This is a genomic window from Amycolatopsis roodepoortensis (genome assembly GCF_024628825.1).
Classification (GTDB): Bacteria; Actinomycetota; Actinomycetes; order Mycobacteriales; family Pseudonocardiaceae; genus Amycolatopsis; species Amycolatopsis roodepoortensis.
In genome coordinates this window covers 3,597,116-3,613,294 of the sequence record NZ_CP102415.1, presented here as the reverse complement: position 1 = coordinate 3,613,294, position 16,179 = coordinate 3,597,116, and the positions used below count along the sequence as shown (strand labels likewise).

17 protein-coding genes are annotated in these 16,179 nt (G+C 68.1%); 9 read left to right on the top strand and 8 right to left on the bottom strand.

Going from position 1 to position 16,179, the window contains the following annotated elements:
• Positions 1 to 67: 67 nt before the first annotated feature.
• Complete coding sequence (glnA, locus tag NQK81_RS16765; protein ID WP_007033879.1) at positions 68 to 1,492, bottom strand: type I glutamate--ammonia ligase; 1,425 nt, start codon at positions 1,490 to 1,492, stop codon at positions 68 to 70.
• A 172-nt stretch (positions 1,493 to 1,664) separates the two neighbouring features.
• Between glnA and NQK81_RS16760 the strand changes: the two genes are divergently transcribed.
• A complete protein-coding gene (locus NQK81_RS16760; RefSeq protein WP_185927434.1) occupies positions 1,665 to 2,150 on the top strand; it encodes an RDD family protein in 486 nt (161 codons plus the stop codon).
• A gap of 55 nt (positions 2,151 to 2,205) precedes the next feature.
• Here NQK81_RS16760 and NQK81_RS16755 read toward each other — a convergent pair whose 3' ends face one another.
• Together NQK81_RS16755 and NQK81_RS16750 are read right to left on the bottom strand one after the other, a co-directional pair.
• Complete coding sequence (locus NQK81_RS16755) at positions 2,206 to 3,159, bottom strand: hypothetical protein (protein ID WP_257488940.1); 954 nt, start codon at positions 3,157 to 3,159, stop codon at positions 2,206 to 2,208.
• A 105-nt stretch (positions 3,160 to 3,264) separates the two neighbouring features.
• Positions 3,265 to 3,993: a DUF4191 domain-containing protein gene (locus NQK81_RS16750; protein WP_192746453.1), complete on the bottom strand. Its 729-nt coding sequence runs from the start codon at positions 3,991 to 3,993 to the stop codon at positions 3,265 to 3,267.
• A gap of 63 nt (positions 3,994 to 4,056) precedes the next feature.
• Here NQK81_RS16750 and NQK81_RS16745 point away from each other — a divergent pair, with 63 nt between their 5' ends.
• From NQK81_RS16745 to NQK81_RS16720, 6 genes are all read left to right on the top strand, one after another.
• On the top strand, positions 4,057 to 6,144 hold the full coding sequence (locus NQK81_RS16745) for an ATP-dependent DNA helicase UvrD2 (RefSeq protein ID WP_257488939.1): 2,088 nt from the start codon (positions 4,057 to 4,059) through the stop codon (positions 6,142 to 6,144).
• Positions 6,145 to 6,360: 216 nt separating this feature from the next.
• Positions 6,361 to 6,627, top strand: coding sequence for a hypothetical protein (locus tag NQK81_RS16740; protein ID WP_126737720.1), 267 nt, complete (start codon positions 6,361 to 6,363; stop codon positions 6,625 to 6,627).
• A gap of 167 nt (positions 6,628 to 6,794) precedes the next feature.
• Positions 6,795 to 7,178, top strand: coding sequence for a WhiB family transcriptional regulator (locus tag NQK81_RS16735; RefSeq protein WP_126737721.1), 384 nt, complete (start codon positions 6,795 to 6,797; stop codon positions 7,176 to 7,178).
• Complete coding sequence (locus tag NQK81_RS16730) at positions 7,175 to 7,426, top strand: hypothetical protein (RefSeq protein WP_126737722.1); 252 nt, start codon at positions 7,175 to 7,177, stop codon at positions 7,424 to 7,426. Before NQK81_RS16735 ends, NQK81_RS16730 begins: the two co-directional genes overlap by 4 nt.
• A gap of 104 nt (positions 7,427 to 7,530) precedes the next feature.
• A complete protein-coding gene (locus NQK81_RS16725; protein WP_257488938.1) occupies positions 7,531 to 8,400 on the top strand; it encodes a class I SAM-dependent methyltransferase in 870 nt (289 codons plus the stop codon).
• Positions 8,394 to 8,576, top strand: a complete 183-nt coding sequence (locus NQK81_RS16720; RefSeq protein ID WP_371878902.1) for a hypothetical protein — start codon at positions 8,394 to 8,396, stop codon at positions 8,574 to 8,576. Before NQK81_RS16725 ends, NQK81_RS16720 begins: the two co-directional genes overlap by 7 nt.
• Before the next feature lie 3 nt (positions 8,577 to 8,579).
• Here NQK81_RS16720 and NQK81_RS16715 read toward each other — a convergent pair whose 3' ends face one another.
• From NQK81_RS16715 to NQK81_RS16705, 3 genes are all read right to left on the bottom strand, one after another.
• Complete coding sequence (locus NQK81_RS16715; protein WP_257489774.1) at positions 8,580 to 9,491, bottom strand: hypothetical protein; 912 nt, start codon at positions 9,489 to 9,491, stop codon at positions 8,580 to 8,582.
• 142 nt (positions 9,492 to 9,633) lie between these two features.
• Positions 9,634 to 10,974: an ABC1 kinase family protein gene (locus NQK81_RS16710; protein ID WP_257488937.1), complete on the bottom strand. Its 1,341-nt coding sequence runs from the start codon at positions 10,972 to 10,974 to the stop codon at positions 9,634 to 9,636.
• Positions 10,975 to 11,051: 77 nt separating this feature from the next.
• Positions 11,052 to 12,086 (bottom strand): hypothetical protein, encoded by a 1,035-nt coding sequence (locus NQK81_RS16705; protein WP_257488936.1) that lies wholly within the window; start codon positions 12,084 to 12,086, stop codon positions 11,052 to 11,054.
• Between the two features lie 163 nt (positions 12,087 to 12,249).
• Here NQK81_RS16705 and NQK81_RS16700 point away from each other — a divergent pair, with 163 nt between their 5' ends.
• Complete coding sequence (locus NQK81_RS16700) at positions 12,250 to 12,813, top strand: M48 metallopeptidase family protein (RefSeq protein ID WP_007033866.1); 564 nt, start codon at positions 12,250 to 12,252, stop codon at positions 12,811 to 12,813.
• 6 nt (positions 12,814 to 12,819) lie between these two features.
• On the opposite strand, the gene NQK81_RS16695 is transcribed toward NQK81_RS16700, so the two are convergent.
• Positions 12,820 to 14,169, bottom strand: coding sequence for a zinc-dependent metalloprotease (locus NQK81_RS16695; protein WP_126737727.1), 1,350 nt, complete (start codon positions 14,167 to 14,169; stop codon positions 12,820 to 12,822).
• 203 nt (positions 14,170 to 14,372) lie between these two features.
• Here NQK81_RS16695 and NQK81_RS16690 point away from each other — a divergent pair, with 203 nt between their 5' ends.
• On the top strand, positions 14,373 to 15,377 hold the full coding sequence (locus NQK81_RS16690; protein ID WP_371878901.1) for a YlbL family protein: 1,005 nt from the start codon (positions 14,373 to 14,375) through the stop codon (positions 15,375 to 15,377).
• Positions 15,378 to 15,505: 128 nt separating this feature from the next.
• On the opposite strand, the gene NQK81_RS16685 is transcribed toward NQK81_RS16690, so the two are convergent.
• A complete protein-coding gene (locus tag NQK81_RS16685; protein WP_126737729.1) occupies positions 15,506 to 16,054 on the bottom strand; it encodes a PPA1309 family protein in 549 nt (182 codons plus the stop codon).
• Between the last annotated feature and the right edge of the window lie 125 nt (positions 16,055 to 16,179).

Genomic DNA, 16,179 nt, shown 5'->3' with positions numbered 1-16,179 from the left:
AACGCCGGTGGTGAGGGCGATTCCGCACCTCACCACCGGCGTGCTCTTGGTGTTTCCTACCGCACGATCACACGTCGTAGTACAGCGAGAACTCGTACGGGTGCGGACGCAGCCGCAGCGGGTCGATCTCGTTCTCGCGCTTGTAGGAGATCCACGTTTCGATCACGTCGGGAGTGAACACGCCACCTTCGAGCAGGTAGTCGTGGTCGGCTTCCAGCGTGTCGAGAACCGCACCGAGGTCGCCCGGAACGAGCTTGACGTTCTGGGCCTCCTCCGGCGGAAGCTCGTAGAGGTCCTTGTCGATGGGCTCCGGCGGCTCGATCTTGTTCTTGATGCCATCGAGACCGGCCATCATCATCGCCGAGAACGCGAGGTACGGGTTGCCGGACGAGTCCGGGCACCGGAACTCGGCGCGCTTGGCCTTCGGGTTGTTGCCCGTGATGGGGATACGGACACAGGCCGACCGGTTCCGCTGCGAGTACACCAGGCTGACCGGGGCCTCGAAGCCCGGCACGAGCCGGTGGTACGAGTTGACGGTCGGGTTGGTGAAGGCCAGGAGGCTCGGTGCGTGCTTGAGCAGACCGCCGATGTAGTGGCGGGCGGTGTCGGACAGACCCGCGTACCCCGACTCGTCGTGGAACAGCGGCGTGCCGTCCTTCCACAGCGACTGGTGGCAGTGCATGCCCGAGCCGTTGTCGCCGGCGAGCGGCTTCGGCATGAAGGTCGCGGTCTTGCCGGCGGCGAACACGGTGTTCTTCACGATGTACTTGAACAGCTGCAGGTCGTCCGCAGCGTGCAGCAGCGTGTTGAACTTGTAGTTGATCTCGGTCTGGCCGGCGGTGCCCACCTCGTGGTGCGCGCGCTCGATCTCGAAACCGGAGCCCTGCAGGTTACGGACGATCTCGTCGCGCAGGTCGGCGAAGTGGTCGACCGGCGGGACGGGGAAGTAGCCGCCCTTGAACTTCGTCTTGTAACCCTGGTTGCCGCCCGGCACGTCGGCACCGGTGTTCCACCAGCCCTCGACGGAGTCGATCTCGTGGAAAGAGGCGTGCTCGGCCGAGTCGAACCGGATCGAGTCGAAGATGTAGAACTCGGCCTCGGGGCCGAAGAACACGTTGTCCGCGACGCCGTACTCGGAGATGTACTGCTCGGCCTTGCGTGCGATGTTGCGCGGGTCGCGGCTGTACGCCTCACGGGTGAACGGGTCGTGCACGAAGAAGTTCAGCGAGAGCGTCTTCGCCTTGCGGAACGGGTCGATACGCGCAGTCTCGGGGTCCGGGAGGAGCAGCATGTCGGATTCGTGGATCGACTGGAAACCACGCACCGAGGAGCCGTCGAAGGCGAGGCCTTCTTCGTAGGCTTCTTCGTTGAACGCCTTCGCCGGAACGGTGAAGTGCTGCATAACGCCGGGCAGGTCGCAGAACCTGACGTCGACGACCTCTACGTTCTCGTCGGCGATAAGGCGCTGAATGTCGTCTGGAGTAGTGGGCACCCTCGGTGACTCCTTCTCGTTCGTTGCCGGCGGCAGTACTCTCTTCGGCTCACGCTAAGAGCGCGGTGTTGCCCGACCGTCACCCGTATGTTTCGCCGGTGTTAACGGGGCGGCGATATCGGGTAGTCGACCAGGGCGAATGTGGCCCGCGCCACCGGCATACCCTGGATGGGTGGCGAGATGGACCGGAGAATGGCTGCCCGGAGCCGGCGATGAGACGACGGCCGGTGGCGAGGGTACGCAGCGGTGGCGTGGTGAGCGACTCGGCTTGCCCCAGTCGGGTGTCGGCTCGGTAGCGGGCGGCGGCGCGCGCCTTCTCGGGCTGCTCATCGACCTGGTCCTCGCCTCGCTGGTCACCGCCCTCTTCGTGACGCCCAGCCTTCAGGACCCGGCCGTCATGCAGACCTTCAACCTCTGGTCGGTCGGCGTCTGGGCGGCGATCACGGTCATTCCCGCGGCCTTCTTCGGGTTCACCCCCGGTATGGCAGTGGTCGGAATCCGCGTCGCCAGGCTCGACGGCGCGCAAATGGTAGGTGTGTGGCGTGCCGTCGTGCGAGGGGCGCTGACCTTCGTGATCATTCCAGCCGCGATCCGCAACATCGACGGACGAAGCTGGCTCGACCGGCTGACCGGAACCGTTGTAATCCGCATGCGATGACCGCGGGTGGGGAGCAAGGGACCTTTGCTCTCGCCGGAAGCCGGACCGGTAGCGGTCAGGCAGCCGGAGCCGCAGGGACGCTCCCGAGATCTGGAGGCGGTCGTTGTCGGGCACGGCGGTGGGCTGCTCGCAGGTCTTGGATCACCACCAGCGGCTCGTCACGTAACCGCCCCGGCCTCACCTGTACGACGATGAGGCCCGGAGCGACGAGAGCCGGCATTTCCGACACCGTGTCCGGTCCGAGAGCGACCTCGTCATAGCGCACTTGCAGTGCGACGCCGACCTGCGGCCACCAGGCATCGGCGATTCCGACAACCACTCCGTCGGGAGTCCGTAGCTCTGCCTTCCACACGGGCTGGGGCAAGCCGCTGCGCTCGACTGCAGATTCCAGCCACTGTTCGACGGCAAAGTCGACGCCGTCCTGGAGGGCGTTGACGACTATTCGTGGGAGCGCGGAGCCGATCGTGCTGGCCTGGGCCAGCTCGTCGCGAAGTTCCTCTGGAGTGCAGAGCCCACGATGGACCGCGTCGTGGATCATCGCCCGTACCGACTTGAGTTCGTCCATACGTCGAGCCGCGTCGATGAGGGCTCGGGCTAGAGGAGCGACAGGCAACCCATCGATATCCACCGGCTCCGGTAGGTGGATCGTTCTTTCTACGACCGCGAATCCCCAGGTGGCGACCTTGCTTCGGTGAGGGATCAGGGTGTGCGCCCGTCTTTCCGGCGGGAGTCTTCGAACCCCGTACAACCTGGCGGCCTGTACTCCGGTGAGCATCGCCTCCGGCCCCGCGTGAGTCAGCGCGACCTTCAAGAGCTGGTGCCTGGTCGGCGTGGCATTGGTCAGGAGGATGACGCCGGGGATCGGACGGCGCCACGGGCCGCCCTCGCGGCAACGGCGCGAGATCGAGGAGTGAGAGTGCCCGAGGGCGACAAGTTTCGCCCGGGCGGCCACGCCGTCCGGGAACATCGCTGCCAGCGCCTTCTGCCGGGCGCTCGAGGTTCCGTCCACACAGTGATCATGCGACCACCCACCGACAATTTTTACCCGGAGACGAATCAGGGGTCCTTTGCCACCGCACGCGGCGGTAGCAAAGGACCCCTGATCCTCGTTTCGTCAGCGGCGACGGATGGTGCGCTGGACGTTGCGCATCTTCGCGCCGGCGGGCATCGGGCCCTTCGGCATGGCGGCGCCGCGGCTGCCGAGCGCGGCCAACTTCGCTTCCAGCGCGTCGACCTGGGCGGGCTTGAGGTTGCGCGGCAGCTTCATCAGGTGGCTCTGAAGCTTCTTCAGCGGCACCTGCTGGTCTTCGTTGCCGATGATCACGTTGTAGATCGGTGTCTCACCGATCAAGCGGGACACGCGCTTCTTCTCCTGCGCGAGCAGGGACTTCACACGGTGCGGCGCACCCTCGGCGACGAGCACGACACCCGGACCACCGAGAACTCGGTGCACGGCGTCGAGCTGGGTGGTGGCCGCCACGGTCGGCGTCACCTTCCAGCGGCCTCGCATGTTCTCGAGCGCCCACGCCGCGGCACCCGGCTGCCCGTCGGCCTTCGAGTACACGGTCTTCTGGACCCGCCTGCCGAAGATGATCACAGCGGCGAGTGCACCGAGCAGGATGCCCAGCGGCAGCAAGACCCAGTGGACGTCGAAGATGAACCCGATGCCGAACACGACACCGGTGATGACCAGGAGCGATCCGACCATCCAGGGGATGAGCGCCTTGTCTTCCTTGCGCTGCATCTTGAAGGCTTCGAAGATCTGCCCGCGGCGAGCCTTGCTCGCGGCACGCTTCTCCTTCTTGGCCAGCTTCGCTGCTTCCTTGTCCTGCTTTCCCGCCATGTGACCAGGATACGGCTGCGTGCCCTGCGCCGAACCCGGCGGGCACTCTGCGAGGATCGGGACGTGGTTAGCGCATCGTCCCCGAAGAGTCGTCCAGGCCTGCTCGATGGGCTCGATCCCGAGCAACGCGCCGCCGCCTGCGCGCCCAGGGGGCCGGTCTGCGTCCTTGCGGGAGCAGGGACCGGCAAGACCCGGACGATCACCCATCGCATCGCTCACCTGGTCCGTTCCGGCCACGTCGCCGCTGGTCAGGTCCTCGCCGTCACCTTCACGACCCGCGCCGCGGGGGAGATGCGCACGCGTCTCCGGGGGTTGGGTGTGGACGCCGCCCAGGCGCTCACGTTCCACGCCGCCGCCCGCCGCCAGTTGCGATATTTCTGGCCTCAGGTCGTCGGGGACCGGCCTTGGGAGCTGCTCGAGAACAAGTTCCGCTACATCAGCCAAGCCGCCAACAAGGCCGGCCTCGGCACTGAGACGGAACTGCTGCGCGACCTCGCCAGTGAGATCGAGTGGAGCAAGGCCTCTTTGGTATCGCCGGACGACTATCCCGCGGTAGCCGCACGGACACAGCGAGACACACCGGCGCCCGCCTCCCAGGTCGCGGAGGTCTACCGCAACTACGAGAAGGTCAAGAACGCCGCGCAGGTCCTCGACTTCGACGACCTGCTCCTGCACACCACGGCCGTCCTCGAAGAGCACACGGTGGTGGCCCAGGAGTTCCGTGAGCGGTATCGCTGCTTCGTCGTCGACGAGTATCAGGACGTCACCCCGCTGCAGCAGCGGTTGCTCGACGCCTGGCTCGGCGGCCGTGACGATTTGACCGTCGTCGGCGACGCGAATCAGACCATCTATTCGTTCGGTGGTGCTTCTCCCCGGCCGCTCCTGGAGTTCACGCGGAGGTTCCCCGAGGCGACGGTCGTGCGGCTCGAACGGGACTACCGGTCGACGCCGGAAGTCGTGGCTCTCGCCAATCAAGTGATCGGTGCCGCGCGCGGCCGTCCTGCGGGGTCGAGGTTGAAGCTGATCGGCCAACGTCCGTCCGGGCCGGCCCCGCGGTTCGCGGAGTATGACGACGAGACCGCCGAGGCCGCGGCTGTCGCGCGCAGAATCCGTGATCTGCTCGACAGCGGCGTCGCGGCCAGCGAGATCGCGGTGCTTTACCGCGTCAACGCCCAGTCTGAGGCCTACGAGCAGGCTCTGGCGGAGATGGGCATTCCGTACCTGGTCCGCGGCGGCGAGCGGTTCTTCGCCAGGGCCGAGGTCCGGCAGGCCATGTCCGCGCTGCGGATGGCGTCGACCGACGCTTACACCGGCGAGCTGGTGACCCGTGTCCGCTCGGTCCTCGCGAAAGTGGGGCTCACCGACCAGCCTCCTGCCGGAGGCGCGGCGAAAGAGCGGTGGGACGCGCTTCTCTCGATCGTCGAGTTGGCGGAGGAACTGGCTTCCACGGTCGAAGACGCCGATCTTCCTCGATTCGTGGCGGAGCTCGAACAGCGGGCGACAGCGCAGCATCCACCGACGGTGGAGGGCATCACCCTGGCCTCGCTTCACGCGGCGAAAGGTCTCGAATGGGATGCCGTGTTCCTCGTGGGCCTCGCCGAGGGGACCATGCCGATCCTCCACGCCGACGGCGACGACGCCGCCATCGAGGAAGAACGCCGCCTCTTCTATGTCGGCGTCACACGTGCTCGAGTGCATCTCTCGCTGTCGTGGGCCTTGGCCAGAACGTCGGGAAATCGCCGTAATCGGCGACGCAGCAGGTTCCTCTACGGCCTCATCCCCGAAGATCACCCGGCGGCGAGGGTCGCCCGAGCGCAGCAGCCGAAGCAGTCCGGCAACAAGGCACGGTGCCGCGTGTGCGGCGGACCGCTGCTGGAGACACTGGACATCAAGCTCGGCCGGTGTTCCCGCTGCCCGTCCAACGTGGACGAGCAGCTGCTCGAGAAGCTGAAATCCTGGCGAGGTGAGCGCTCGCGCGAGCTCAAGGTGCCGGCCTTCGTCGTTTTCACGGACGCGACGCTCGTCGCCATCGCCGAGCAGCGGCCTACCGATGACACGGCGTTGTGTGCCATCTCCGGGATCGGAGCGACGAAGCTCGAACGCTTCGGCGCGGAGGTTCTCGACGTCGTGCGGGCCTCGGTGGAGACTTGACCGCGTCCCAGGCTTGATCCACGCGGCGAACCTGCTGCTCAGAGCCGATCTTCGCAACTTCGACGGATTTTCTGGAAAATAAGTTGCCCCGGTGCGGCCGGGGGCAATAACCTGCAGGTACCGGGCGGGAAGCGCCCGGCCTGGGGAAGAACATCTACAACACAGCGTAGACCGCAGGGCGGCTCGCGCGCGACAGAGAAAGGTGGTGTCAGTGAAATGAGGATCAACATGAAGCTCACGAACCCTGGCACCCGTCTGTCCTGCGTCGCGGAAGTCCCGCAGGCACAGCGCCAGGGCACCTTCATGCCCGTGAGCATCCTTGCCGCCCGCGGCACTCAGCGTCTCAACCGGCGCTGGGTCACCGCCGACGAGACCTTCACGCACGCTGCCGCCTTCGGTGGGGCGTACGTGAACGGTGGCGTCGATCTGCCGGTCATCAAGCAGTTCCGTGTTCCGTTGTCCGAACGGGAGCGAAGTTCCTGACCTAGTCAGGACCAGAGGCTCACGAAGGCCGCGGAACCGGTTACCGGATCCGCGGCCTTCGTGTTTTTTGCTGCACAACCAAGTTGGCTGCACAACCTAATTGGGGTTCAGCGTTGTCCAGTTCCACCGTGAGTACGAAATCCGTTACGGCACAGAGGAGTGCACTTATGTCATCGGCCATAGCTTTCGCGCCGGGGGAGGCCCTGCCCTTCGCCGACGCAGGCGTCGTCGACCTGCTCGACGCCATCGACTCGCCCGAGTCGATGCTTCCCTGCCGTTCGGGCGACGCGGACCTGTGGTTCGCCGAGTCGCCGGCAGAACTCGAGCGAGCGAAGGCGTTCTGCGCGGACTGCCCGGTCCGTTCCGCCTGCCTCGCGGGCGCCCTTTCGCGGCGTGAGCCGTGGGGTGTCTGGGGTGGCGAAATCTTCGAGCGCGGCGTCGTCGTCGCGCGGAAGCGGCCCCGTGGCCGTCCCCGCAAGAACGCGGTCGTCGAGCCCGCCGCCGAGGCTCGCCCGGTCGCGGGCAAGGTCGAGCGGAGCGCCGCGGCATGACCGTCGAACTCATCACCACCAGGGATTACGAGGCGCGGACGGGAACTCACGCGCCGACCGAATTGAACGAGATCAAGGTCGAGGAGACCAGCGAAATGTTGCTTTATGAAGAACTGTCCAGGGCCCGAATACGAGACCTCGAGGAGGGAGTCCGCGCGCAGCGGGCTCGGAGCGGTCCACGCGCCGCGCGCAGGTGGACCAAGGTCGCCCGGTGGGCGACCCGGCGAGCTGAGCGTTTCCAGGCCTGACCACTCAGGGGGAGCGGGGGACCTTTGCTATCGCGGCGCGATAGCAAAGGTCCCCGCTCCCCTTTTGGGACGTGGCGCGGCTCGGCGTGGTGTTCACTTGAGGAATGGCCGTACACACGCATGACGACATCGACTGGTCTGATCGGCTTCGCTCGCTTCGCATGGCCGAGGCACTTGACGCCGAGCAGATGCGGGCGGCGGCTCGGCGGCTGCTGGAAGGGATGCCGGACGGGCTGACGATCCTCGACGTCGGCTGTGGCGCGGGCGGGATGAGCGTGCTCTTCGCCGAGGAGCTCTCCGCCGCCGGCGCCAAGATCGTGCTGGTCGACGCGACCGAACAGCTACTCGCCGAAGCGCACCGAGTCGTCAGCGCGGCTGCTGGGGAGAAAGCCGTCGTCGAGACGATCCACGCAGACGTGGCCGACGAGGGGTTGCCCGCCAAGCTCCCCGCCGCCGATCTGGTCTGGGCGTCCCGCGTGGTCCACCACCTGCCCGATCAGCAGGCGGCCATCGACACCCTCGCCCGGCTCGCCCGCCCCGGCGGGCTGGTCGCCATCTCCGAGGGTGGCCTGGACTTCAACTGCCTCCCCTGGGATCTCGGCATCGGCCGCCCCGGGCTCGAGGAAAGGCTGCTCGCCGCGCGCGGCGAGTGGTTCGCCGAGATGCGGGCAGGAATCCCCGGCTCGGTCTCCATGCCCTACGGCTGGAACATCGCGCTGCAGCGAGCCGGCCTCGTCGACGTCGATTCCTTCGGGGTGCTCATCCACCACCCGGCGCCCGGCCCGGAGCTGCTGCGCGAGTTCGTCATCGAGCGGGTGACCTGGCTCAACGAGGTCGCGGGCGACCGGCTCGGCGATGACGACCACGAGACCGCGGCCGCGCTGGTGGATCCGGCGAACCCGGCCTTCCTGGGCGCTCGCCGGGATCTGTTCCTCCAAGGGGCGAAGACCATCCATTGTGGACGGCGATCGTGAGTGAGCAGGTCACTTGCTCGTTGTGCGGCCGGATCCGCGGCGGCGACGAGGAGCCCGCGCAGACACTCGCCTGGGTTTCCACTCGCGAGAAGAACGTCGTGCGCTGGATGTGCCCCGCCTGCGCTCGCCGCCACACCCGTGACATCGAAGGAAAGCTGCCGGACGAGTACTGGTGAACCTCAGGCGGCGTCGATCCGGCCGATCGTGCGGACCTTCGGCCTCGGCGTCCGCGTCGCTTCGCCGAACGCCCTGACGAGCTCCGCCGCGACTTCCAGCGGGACCTTCTTCAGCTGGTCGATCGTGCAGCGGACCAATACGATCCCGGTCGCGGTCAGCGCCAGCGGGTGGAAATTCGCGGCGCCCTGTTTCGGGGGCCGGAATTGCCACGCCATGCCGATGTCGTCCCACCAGGCGTCGGCGGTGCCGATGGGGCGTCCTCGTCTGTCGCAGAGCGTCGTGTTCCACGACGGCGAGGGCAGCGGGCAGCCGCTTAGGACCTTCTTCGCCAGCCCATGCGCGTACGTCTCCTCGGGATCGACGCGTCGCAGAGCCGCGCGTACCGCGGCCGAACCTCGCCGGTTACCGGAATCGAGCTCCTCGCTGAGTTCGTCGAGCGTACACAGCCCCCAATACAGCGGCAGCGAGATCAGCTCGTCGATTCGCAGGGGGTCGAGCTCCAGCCGGGCGAGATCGAGCGCTGCCCGGGCCGCTGGGGCGAACGGGACGCCGTCGATCATGGTCGGCGACGGCATCCGCGTGGTTCTTCGCGGCAGCATGCCCGGTTCCGCCGGCACGCGCCGGTAGTCGGGGACGAGGAGATGGACCTCCCGTGTCAGCGGGCAGCCGACACCTCGTGCGCGTAGCGCGTCGGCGCCTGTCACGACGACCTCCGGTCCGAACCGCGCGACAGCGGCTTGTAGCAGCTGGAGCCGGGTGGGCGCGGAGTCGCGCAACAGTATGACGCCCGGCATCAGCCTTCGCCAAGGACCGCCCGGGCCACAGAGCTTCGCGGCGTAGCGTGCGGTGACGCCCGCCTGCCGCAGCTCTCGGCTGGTGATGATCCCGGATTCGCTGGTGTTACTGAGCGCCATGAGTCGGGCGCTTCGTGTAGTGGTCATGAATCGAGGATGGCCGCTGGGCCGACCGGGTGGAACCACTTCAGCCAACTTGTGGACAACTTGCCCGGGCGGACACGTTTTCGGCTCAGTCGCACCGTTCCCTGTGGATAACTTCTCAGGCCGCGAAGCCCGGCTGCCACCGTTCGACGATCGCGCGGGCGGGGATCTCGGCGTCGAGCTGGCAGAGGATGCCGGTCGATCCGGCGGTCACCCGGTGGATCATCAGGTACTCGGGCGGCAGGTTGAGGGAACGCCCGATCCGGAAGTCGCGGCCGCGGGTGTCGCCGACCCGGCCAGCCTGGCGTTGCATCCAGCGGCGGGTGAAATGGAACGTGTCGCCCGCCAGCGGTTCGGTGAACGGTGCCAGGTACGCGAGCACGTCGTCGGCCTGCAGATCCGCGTCGCCCCGGATGAAGCCGGACTCCCTGAGCAGCCGCATCAGCTTCGCGGACTCGCCGTCGAGTGCCAGCCTGGTCATCTCGCCGAGGTGCTGCGGGATCCCCTCGGGCAGCCGGGACACCCCGCCGAAGTCGATGACGCACAGCCTGCCGTCGGCGGTCAGCATGAAATTGCCCGGATGCGGGTCCGAATGCAGGAGCCGGGCTCGTTCCGGCGACGAGTAGTGGAATTCGGTGAGCAGGCGGCCGGCGCGATCTCGGGTCTCCTTGTCGCCGCCGGCGATGATCTTCGACAGCGGGGTGCCGGTGGCCCACTCGGTGACGACGACCTTCGGCGCGCTGGCGACCACGCGGGGGATCAGAAACCCGGGCACGCCCTCGAACGCCTTGACGAAAGCACGCTGGTTCTGCGCTTCGGCCTGGTAGTCGAGCTCTTCGTTCATCCGCTCGGCGAGCTCTGCCAGTAGCGGCTTCACCTCGGTCCCCGGCACGAAGGCCTGGAACAACCTGCTGAAACGCTGGAGCTGCCGGAGGTCGCTCCGCAAGGCGTCGTCGGCTCCGGGATATTGCACCTTGACGGCGACTTCGCGGCCGTCGTGCCAGGTCGCGCGGTGGACCTGGCCGATGCTCGCCGAAGCGGCGGGCTCGTCGTCGAAGGCCGCGAACCGCTGCTGCCAGGTGCGCCCCAGCTGCTCGGCGAGGACCCGATGGGTCTGCCGGGTGGGCATGGGCGGCGCGGCGGCCTGAAGCTTCGTCAGGGCCTCGCGATAGGGCTTCGCCATCTCGTCCGGCACCGCGGCCTCGAAGACGCTCAGCGCCTGGCCGAACTTCATCGCGCCGCCCTTGAGCGTGCCGAGGACCTCGAAGAGCTGCTCCGCCGCCTTGGCGGACAGCGTCGCGTTGACCTCGTCGGCGCTTTGCCCGGTCAGCCGCCTGCCCCAGCCGCCGACCGCCCGCCCCGCTATGCCGAGCGGGATACTGGCCAGCTTCGCCGTTCGCGCTGCCCCGTTGCGGGGGATGGCGGCTTCACGGTCCTCGGCGTTGCGGGAGTCGGTCACCTTCGCGATTCTGCCTTGATTCACTGCGCCCGCGCAGCCTGTTGAGGGAGTGCGTGTGGGCTACGTCGCTCGCCGTATCAACGAGCACCGCATCCGCAGGCGGTATGCGGCGGCCAGTCGCGATGCCGGATCTTGCCGTCGAAGAAGTCGATCTCCAGCGTGGCGTTCCACGTGGGCGGCGCCTGATCGCTCGGGGACAGGAGCCTGAGCGCCTGTGCGGCGGCGAGCGCCGCGCAGGCCTGAACGGAGCCGAGATCGGCTCGCTGCACCCGGCCGACGAGCTGGCTCGCCACCCTCGGCCAGGAATCGTCGCGGCCTGCCCGGTGCAGGTCGGCGCAGCGCAGGCAGCTGCTGCGGCCGGGCACCACCAAAGGTCCCACGATCCCGACCCCGTCCCTGACGCGGACCGGCAGGTGGTTGATCCCGTCGCGGACGAGTTCGTCGACCACTTCGGGAGCGGGCACCACGGCATCGGTGAGCAGGGCGAGTTCCGGCCGGCGGTCCGAGTAGAGCCGCGTCGTCACGGTGCTCGCCCTGGCACGGCGCACGACCTGCGCCATCGCGTCCCGGCGTGGCAAGCCGATTTCGGCTTCGGTGTAGCCCGAGCCCAGGTCGGCTTCGAGAACCGTGCCCGAAGCCCGGACGTCGATGTGCCCGACGCCGCCGTTGGCGAGCAGGACGGCGATGGCCACCGCCAGCCTGCCGTCGCCGTGGATCGCCACCGCGGTGCGCTTGCGGCGGGCCGTCATGGCCGTTTGATGGTGGCGGGCGCGAAGCGACCAAAGCCCTGTCTCGGCCCTCGGTCTCGGCTGCCGATCGGACTGGCCCGCATCGGTCACGAGACCTCGGGCCGTCAGGTCCGTCATCAGGTCCCGCAGCTGTTCGTCGTGTTCGCTCTGCGCGAGCACGATGTCGTCCGCGGCCTGTTTCCCGTCCAGCCCGCGGAGGGCTTCGGCCACCTCGGTGGCGACGCCGGCGATCACCACGGCGTGTGCGGGGTCGAGGCCGATCTGGATCTCGCCGTTTCCCCGTTCCAGCACATCCAGCCCCGGAAGCAGGGCGGGAAAGTCGGGCAGGATGATCGATCGCAGGTCCGGTTCGCGCAGGTTCATGATCGCAGGATCGCACCTGGCTGCCGTCCACCCGCTCGAAAAAACGGGAGTTATCCACAGGTTGGCCCCGTTGTGGACAACTGGAGGCTGTGACCTTTCGGCTCTCGGAGTTGTCGGTGACTGGCCTTACCGTGGTCGAGTGGTCGAAGCACGGACGCCCTCATTGAGGGGCCGGGACACGACGAATCCGTCGGACACTCCCGAACACAAGGTCGAGGTACGGCGCAGCCAACGCCGCCACCGGACCGTCACCGCGTACTGGGACGAGGACACCCTCGTCGTGCTGATCCCCGCCCGGATGACCCGGGCCGAGGAGAAGCACTGGGTTGCCGAGATGCAGCGCAAGCTGCTGCGCAAAGGCCCGCGGCAGGCAGCGCCGCCCAAGGCGTCGGACGAGGCGCTGCTGGCACGCTGCGCCGTGCTCTCGGCGAAGTATCTGGACGGAAAGGCGATACCCGCGAGCGTTCGCTGGGTGCCGCCGATGAGGACGAGGTGGGCTTCCTGCACACCGGTCGACGCGACGATCAGGGTCAGCGATCGTCTGCGCCGGGTGCCGGCATGGGTGCTGGACTACGTCCTCGTGCACGAACTCGCGCATTTGAAGGAGCCAGGGCACAACGCGGCCTTCTGGGAGCTCGTTCGCCGTTACCCGAAGACCGAACGCGCCATCGGCTACCTGGAGGGTCTGTCCTCCGCCGCCGGATGGGGCATCGCGGCGGAGGACTGACGTGCCTCAGTTCTCTTCTTCGTCGCCCTTGGGCTTGTTCTTCTCGCGCTCGGTGCGCTCGATCTCGGCGATCGGGTCGATGCCTTCGAGTGTCGACTCGCCGTCGCCGAGGCGTTCGGAGAAGTCGAGCGGCTCGTCGAGGTCGTCGGCGGTCGGCATCAGGTCGGGGTGGGACCAGAGGCCGTCACGCTTCTCGATGCCGTGCTGGTCGCCGACGAGCTTCCACAGCGAGGAGGCCGCCCGCATCCGCCTGGGCCGGAGCTCCAGCCCGACCAAGGTGGCGAAGGTCTGCTCGGCGGGGCCACCCGTGGCCCGGCGGCGGCGCAGCGTCTCCCGGAGTGCGTCCGCGCCCGGAAGCCGGTCGCCGATGGCCTCGGCCACCACGACGTCGACCCAGCCTTCGACCAGCGCGAGCAGGGTCTCCAGGCGGTTCAGGGCCGCCTTCTGCTCGGGCGAGGTCTGCGGCTCGAGAAGGCCGGAGGACATGGCCTCTTCAATGCTGGCCGGGTTCGACGGGTCGATCTGGCCCGCGAGCTGCTCCAGCGCCGACGTGTCGACGGAGATCCCGCTCGCGAACTCCTCGACGGTGGCCAGGAGCCGCTGCCGGAGCCAGGGGACGTGGGCGAACAGTCGCTGGTGGGCGGCCTCGCGCGCGGCGATGAAGACCAGCACCTCACTGGTCGGCAGCTCCAGGCCCTCGGTGAACTTCTCGATGTTCGCCGGCAGCAGCGCGGACGTGGCCGCGGGGCCGAGCGGGAGACCGACCTCGGTGGAGGTGAGCACTTCGGAAGCCAACTGAGCCAGAGCGTTACCGAGCTGGGAGCCGAAGGCCATTCCGCCCATCTGGCCCATCATCGAGAGAAGCGGGCCGGCGGCCTGTTTGGCCTCTTCAGGCAAGGCCTGGACCCACGCACCCGAGACCTGCTGGGCGACCGGGTCGCAGAGGCGCTGCCAGGTGGGCAAGGTCTTCTCGACCCAGTTACGCGCGGACCAGGCGACCGTGGTCGTGGCTCCGGCGGGCAGGATCGTCGCGGCGTCGAGCCACAGCTCCGCCAGGTGGGCGGCGTCACGGACGGCCGTGCTCGAGTCGCCACCGCTGGACGACGAAAAGCCGAGCTGGACGTCGGTGCTGCCGCTGCTGCTGAGGTTCTGCAACGCGATCTGTTTCGCCAGGTCATAGTTGACCGGCCCGGTCGAGCTGCCGGCCTGGCTGAGCATCTGGCCCAGCTGGCTGAGCATCTGACCGAGCTGATTGAAGGCCTCGGCGCCGGAGGGCTGGCCGCCGGAGTCCGACGGCTCGTTCTCGCCTCGTTTGTCGGGATCGGGCGGTCCGAAGCCGAACGGGGGTTTGCTCATGGCACCACCGTACGCGGGTCCCGGGTTTCACAGCTCGTCAAGTGGAGTGATGAGCGTGGCCTTCACCGAGAAGCGAACACGGTCACCGTACGCTGTCACGCGTGACAGAGCCCTCGGAGGAGACCACAGGAGCGCGGAGCCGTGCGGGCTCCGCGGGTGACCAGGACCGCTCCGAACGGCGGCTGACCCGGCGCGGCTGGACGCTGCTGGTCAGCGGCGCGCTGTTCGTCGTCTTCGCGCTGGTCGGGTTCTTCATCCCCGTGCCGTATGTGGCGATCAGCCCCGGGCCGACTTACGACACGCTCGGCAAGGACGCCGCCGGGCAGTCCGTGATCCAGGTCAACGGGCACGAGGTCTTCCAGACCTCCGGCGAGCTGCGGATGACGACGGTCTCTCTGCGCGATGGCGGTATCACGCTGTTCAACGCGCTCGGGCTCTGGGCGAGCGGCCGGTACGCGCTGGCGCCGCGCGAGGAATATTTCAAGCCGGGCGAAACCAACGAGCAGGTTCGGCAGGAGAACATCCAGCAGCTGCAGGACTCGCAGACCGCTGCCCAGGTCGCCGCGCTGCGCCGCAAGTTCCCGGTGAAGGTGCTCGCGAAGGCGATCGTCTCCGGCAGTCCCGCGGACAAGGTGCTCGCTCCCGGCGACCGGCTTCTGGTGGTCAACGGGAAGACGGTCACCGAGGCGACCGAGGTGCGGGCCGCCCTGAACGGGACGAAGCCCGGGCAGACCGTCCAGATCACCTTCAAATCCGATGGTCAGGCCGAACGCACCGTGCCGCTCACGCTCGCGCAGCGGCCCGATGGGCCGGAAGGCTTCATGGGCCTGACCGCGGTGGACCGTGCCGACGTTCCCTTCGACGTGAAAATCTCGCTGCAGGACGTCGGCGGCCCGTCGGCGGGCCTGATGTTCGCGCTCGCGATCGTCGACAAGATGGAGCCCGGCGACCTCGCCGGTGGCAGGCATATCGCCGGGACGGGCGAGATCTCCGAGAAGGGTGACGTCGGCGCGATCGGCGGCATCTCGTTCAAGGTGGTCGGCGCTCGAGAGGCCGGCGCCACCGACTTCCTCGTGCCCGCGCACAACTGCGCCGAGGCGAAGACCGCCGCGCCCGAGGGGCTGAACCTGATCAAGGTGTCCACGCTGGACGAGGCGATCGCGCAGCTCGACAACCTCAAGGCGGGTAGGCCGACCGCCTCCTGCTGACCGCGGGGGAGCAAGGGACCTTTGCTACCGCCCCACGGATCTGGCTGAGGAGAGCAAGGGACCTTTGCTATCGCTCGCCGCCTACCTGGGCAGGCGGTAGCAAAGGTCCCTTGCTCTCTTTTCGCAGGTCAGGGCAGCAGGGTGGCCTTCAGGGCTTCGAGCAGGTTGGGCGCCAGCTCCGGGTTCTCGATGATCTCGTCGACGGGGACGTCATCGGGTTCGGAGGGCTGCCCGGCGCCGCGAAGCCGCATGACGCACGCTCCGGCGCCATCCCGCAGCACAGCCGCGACGAGGCGGGCTTCGGTCCGGCGCGGGTGGTCGGCGGCCGCTTGACGCAGGCGTTCGGCGTCGGTCTCGGGCACGACGGGAAGCTCGGCTTCGGCGTCCGGCGGCAGCACGATGATCTCCTGCGCGAGCGCGCAGCCCAGCACCAGATCGGGCCACGCGATCTGGGCCAGCGCTTCGCCGAGGTCACCTTCGGGCAGAGCCTCCTGAGCGACCGGCGTCAGCGGGGCCGACGCGTCGAGCTGACCGGCCAGTTCGGGCTGCTCGTCCAGCAGCGCCGCGGTCGGGACCAGCGCGAACAACTGCGGCGGCTGGTCCCATCCTCCGGAGGCGACGAACTCCTCGACTTCGCGGGCCAGGCCGGCCACGCCCTGCTGCTCACTCGGTGCCATTGGCACATCGTTCCAGGCGGCCCGGGCAGCGGCCTTCCGAGTCCGGTTTGGGCGGGTTCCGGGAACTTCCGACGGCATCCGTAGAGTTAGAGCATCAGGGGACGCACGCGGACGCGCGCCCCCGC

Excerpts from the sequence above, each read along its gene's own strand:
- NQK81_RS16750 (WP_192746453.1), bottom strand. The coding sequence starts at position 3,993 with ATGGCGGGAAAGCAGGACAAGGAAGCAGCGAAGCTGGCCAAGAAGGAG.
- NQK81_RS16740 (WP_126737720.1), top strand. The coding sequence starts at position 6,361 with ATGAGGATCAACATGAAGCTCACGAACCCTGGCACCCGTCTGTCCTGC.
- NQK81_RS16735 (WP_126737721.1), top strand. The coding sequence starts at position 6,795 with ATGTCATCGGCCATAGCTTTCGCGCCGGGGGAGGCCCTGCCCTTCGCC.
- NQK81_RS16730 (WP_126737722.1), top strand. The coding sequence starts at position 7,175 with ATGACCGTCGAACTCATCACCACCAGGGATTACGAGGCGCGGACGGGA.
- NQK81_RS16725 (WP_257488938.1), top strand. The coding sequence starts at position 7,531 with ATGGCCGTACACACGCATGACGACATCGACTGGTCTGATCGGCTTCGC.
- NQK81_RS16715 (WP_257489774.1), bottom strand. The coding sequence starts at position 9,491 with ATGGCGCTCAGTAACACCAGCGAATCCGGGATCATCACCAGCCGAGAG.
- NQK81_RS16705 (WP_257488936.1), bottom strand. The coding sequence starts at position 12,086 with ATGAACCTGCGCGAACCGGACCTGCGATCGATCATCCTGCCCGACTTT.
- NQK81_RS16695 (WP_126737727.1), bottom strand. The coding sequence starts at position 14,169 with ATGAGCAAACCCCCGTTCGGCTTCGGACCGCCCGATCCCGACAAACGA.
- NQK81_RS16685 (WP_126737729.1), bottom strand. The coding sequence starts at position 16,054 with ATGGCACCGAGTGAGCAGCAGGGCGTGGCCGGCCTGGCCCGCGAAGTC.